The organism is Micromonospora sp. NPDC047753 (genome assembly GCF_040642735.1).
Lineage (GTDB): Bacteria > Actinomycetota > Actinomycetes > Mycobacteriales > Micromonosporaceae > Micromonospora.
Window position 1 is genome coordinate 1 of sequence record NZ_JBEYSL010000613.1, and the last position, 3,521, is coordinate 3,521.

Below are 3,521 nucleotides of genomic sequence, written 5' to 3' on the forward strand. Positions count from 1 at the left end.
GACTCCAGGAACGTCGACTCGATGACCAGCAGGTCGGCGTGCTCGGCGAGGGCGTACACCCCGTCGACGAGAACGGCAACCTCGACGGGTTCTGGGGGCACCCGGAGGGGCCCTTCGACTACGTCACGACGAACTTCCTCGCCTCGATGGAGCAGTTCCCCATCTCCGGGTTGCTGGCCGACACCCCGTACGGCCTGATCGTCGGCGGGCCGAGCGCGTTCGACGGTTCACTGTGGACGCTGCGGTACGACCTTGCCTTCTACGGGATTGTCGGCATCCTGGTGGTGACCTCGGTGCTGCACCGGGCACCTCGCGCGGTGCTCGTCCTCACCGCCGTCTGTTACGCCCTGGTCCTACGCGACTTCTTCACGGGGCCGACCTGGAGCTCACGTCCGCCGCAACACGGCGCGATCGGGCCGTTCCCGCTGCTCGGCGCGTTCGCCGCCGACTGGACGCTGATGCTCGGCTTCCTGTTCCTCCTCGGCGCCGCCGCCCGCCTGTACGCGCACCGTGTTCCGGTGACCAGAGAGCTGGCCGTGCTGGCCGGGGTCGCGTTGGCCGGCTCGCTGTGGCTGGGTGGGTTCTTCGCGGTGGGTGTGCCGGCGTTCGCCTACCTGGTGCTCTTCGCCGCCGTCGCGCTGCCGAAGCGACTGTCCGCGATCAGCCGCCGAAACGACTACACGTACGGCATCTACATCTACGGCTTCCCGGTGCAGCAGCTGATCGCCCTGCTCGGCGGCGCCCGATTCGGGATGCTCGGCTACATCGCGCTGAGCCTGCTCGGCGCCCTCTTCTTCGCCGTTCTCTCCTGGCACCTGGTGGAACGGCCCGCTCTCGGGTTCAAGACCGGCAGCGGACGCGCACGGCACCGGCGCGCGGGCCGCACCACCAGCCCTCACGCCGTGCTGATCCCCAGCCCGGTGAGCGTCAAGGGAGCCGAGGCGCGCGCCGGCCGACACAAGGCGGGTGCCCGGCACAGCCGGTCGTCGAAGAACGCCCCGGCCACCGCAGCCACCCCGCGCCGCGCCAAGCGGCTCACCGGGACGGCGGCGTCGTTCCTGGCGGTGCCCGTACGGACCAGGAAGGACCTTCCGTTCGACCCGGTGAAGACGCCCACCTCGCACGCCCGGTCGGGTCGGTCACACCGCGCGCCGACCACACCGCCCCGCTGATCAGAATGGGGCCGGAGCCAGGCTGGCTCCGGCCCCAGCACCGTCCGCAGGGGCAACCGGCTGACTCAGGCCGAGAAGTTGCGGAACAGCAGGGACGCCAGGGCGAGCGCCAACGCCAGGTTGAACACTGTGGCACTGGCGAACACCGCCACCGGTCGCCAACCCGCCTCCCGCAGCGACGCGACCCGGACCTCCAGGCCGATGCTGACGAAGGCCAGGATCAGGAACCACACGCGCAGGTCGTTGACGATGGCGATGGTGGCCTTGCCGTCCGCGCCAGCGGCGTCGAGGTACCAGGTGGCGATGACCGAGGCCGCGATGAAGCCGAGGACGAACTTCGGAAACCGCGTCCACAGCTCACCGAGGCCCGGTCGGGCCGCGCCGGGCTGTCGTTCCACCCGCAGTGTGAAGTACGCGGTGAGCGCGACCGCCACCACACCCATCAGGGCATTCTGGGTGACCTTGACGATGCTGGCGATCTGGAGCGCCTCCTCACCGGCGAGCGCTCCCGCCGCGGTGACCGCCGCCGTGGTGTCGATGTTGCCACCGATCCAGGCGCCGGCCACCGCGTCGGAGAGCCCGAACACGTCGGCCAACCAGGGCAGGACGAAGATGGACGGCAACGCGAAGACGATGACCAGACTCGCCGTGTAGGCCAACTGCTCGCGGCGCGCCCGCACGGCGCCGGCGGCGGCGATCGCCGCGCTGACCCCGCAGATCGATACCGCCGACGCGAGCAGCGCCCGCAGCTTGTCGTCGAGACCGAACCTGCCGGCCAACCACCAGGTGAACAGGAACACCCCGCTGATCAGCAGAATCGCCTGGGCGATCGCCGGGCCGGCGGCGCTGGCGATGACGGCCAGGTTGATCGACGCCCCGAGCAGCACCAGACCGGTCTTGATGAAGAACTCGGTCCGGAACGCGGCGGCGATCCGGTCCCGCCACCCGAGCAGCGTGACGGCGACGTTGCCGAGCAGGCCGAGCAGGATCGCGTACACCGGGTATTCGATCGCCGCTCCGATGTCCTCGACGGTGGTGCCCTCGGCCCAGGCCGGGACGTTCTGCTCCAGATAGCGGGTGAGCGCGGCGAGACCGACCACGATCAGCAGGCCGAGCACTGTCCACGCCCAGAACGCCCCGTCACGCGCCACATTGGTCGGCTCGGCGGGATCGGCTGTGGTCGACGACGTGTCGCGCTCGCTCTTGGCGGGCGGGTCGTCGGCAGAGGTGCCGGGCTCGTTGCCGGTGCGGGTCGCGTCGGCGGTCATCAGGGCACCAGCCCGGCGGGGATGGCACCGAGCAGGACCAGGGCGAGCAGGGCCAGGCCGAGGATGGTCGCCGCCCAGTCCTCGTTGAACGCGAGCCGGGAATCTCCGGCGGTCTCCGGACTGGGCGGTGACGGATCGGTGGTCATGACGTACCTCCAGGAATGGCCCGATCCGGCCGTGACGGGATCGGTTGAGGGCGAGCAGGCAAGACGGGGCCTCGGTGACCGCGCGAAGGGCCGCCGGGCCGGTTGGGCCACGGCGCGGCGCGATTCGGCAGCGGGGCCAGAGGAAGGGTGCGGGTGGTGCCAGCCGGTCGGTGGTCAGCGACCCGGACAGAGCTCGGAGGCGACCCGCATCAGGTCAACGGCCCGACGCGAGGTGAGGAACGGACCATCCGGCATTGGCCCATTTTCCTATCGACTCGATAGGAATTCAAGACCGTGAGCGAGATTCCCCACCAGCCGTCGACGGCAGGCGGAGGAGACCCTGCGGCTCAAGCCGTGTCAGAGGTTCCCCTGAGCAGGCGGGATCAGGCCCTGCGAGGGCCTTCGTCGCCGCCAGCACGCGTTGGCGATTGCGGCCGCGGTATGGACCGGCCGCCGGGTCGCAGTCGAGCTAGGCAACCACCCGCAGCAGGCCGGGGCCCCGACAAACCAGCCCAGAGGGGCCGGAGCCATCGCCGGCTCCGGCCCCGTCGGTACGCCCGATAGCCGCTACGGGGTCGGGTACTGGGTCAGATAGACCGGAGCGCCGACCTTCGTCATGTCGGCGGCGTCCCCGACGCCGTTGACCACGTGGTCGATCGTGCCGGCGCTGAGGTTGACGGTCATGATGTGGTGCAGCCGCACCCCGGGCCGGTTCGGGACCTCGAAGCCGTTCTCGGTGTGGATCGAGGGGTTGTTCTGGTTGAACACGTACACCCCGCCGCCGTACAGGGTGTGGTGACGCACCCGGTCACCGACCTTGTACCCGGCCCAGCCCTCGACCGCGCCGTTCATCCAGTCGGCCTGCGTCGGCGGGTCGTACGGCAGCTCGTTCTGGTAGAGGATCGTGGTGCCGTGCTCGCCGTTCCAGACCGTGT

The 3,521-nt window shown here is 70.2% G+C and carries 4 protein-coding genes and 1 pseudogene; 1 reads left to right on the forward strand and 4 read right to left on the reverse strand.

Features of this window, described 5'->3' with window-relative positions:
* On the forward strand, nt 1-1,172 hold a 1,172-nt coding region (locus ABZ749_RS31880; RefSeq protein ID WP_357234361.1), incomplete at its 5' end, for a hypothetical protein.
* Nucleotides 1,173-1,237: 65 nt separating this feature from the next.
* Here the strand turns inward: ABZ749_RS31880 and ABZ749_RS31885 are convergent.
* From ABZ749_RS31885 to ABZ749_RS31900, 4 genes and pseudogenes are all read right to left on the reverse strand, one after another.
* Nucleotides 1,238-2,440, reverse strand: coding sequence for a putative sulfate exporter family transporter (locus ABZ749_RS31885; RefSeq protein ID WP_357234357.1), 1,203 nt, complete (start codon nt 2,438-2,440; stop codon nt 1,238-1,240).
* Nucleotides 2,440-2,586 (reverse strand): hypothetical protein, encoded by a 147-nt coding sequence (locus tag ABZ749_RS31890; protein WP_357207237.1) that lies wholly within the window; start codon nt 2,584-2,586, stop codon nt 2,440-2,442. Before ABZ749_RS31890 ends, ABZ749_RS31885 begins: the two co-directional genes overlap by 1 nt.
* 174 nt (nt 2,587-2,760) lie before the next feature.
* Nucleotides 2,761-2,841, reverse strand: coding sequence for a putative leader peptide (locus tag ABZ749_RS31895; protein ID WP_355006783.1), 81 nt, complete (start codon nt 2,839-2,841; stop codon nt 2,761-2,763).
* A gap of 312 nt (nt 2,842-3,153) precedes the next feature.
* A pseudogene (locus tag ABZ749_RS31900) lies at nt 3,154-3,521 on the reverse strand (adenylyl cyclase); the annotation flags it as partial.

Bases quoted from the DNA above. Each gene is read 5' to 3' on its own strand.
- ABZ749_RS31885 (WP_357234357.1), bottom strand. From the start codon at position 2,440: ATGACCGCCGACGCGACCCGCACCGGCAACGAGCCCGGCACCTCTGCC.
- ABZ749_RS31890 (WP_357207237.1), bottom strand. From the start codon at position 2,586: ATGACCACCGATCCGTCACCGCCCAGTCCGGAGACCGCCGGAGATTCC.
- ABZ749_RS31895 (WP_355006783.1), bottom strand. From the start codon at position 2,841: ATGCCGGATGGTCCGTTCCTCACCTCGCGTCGGGCCGTTGACCTGATG.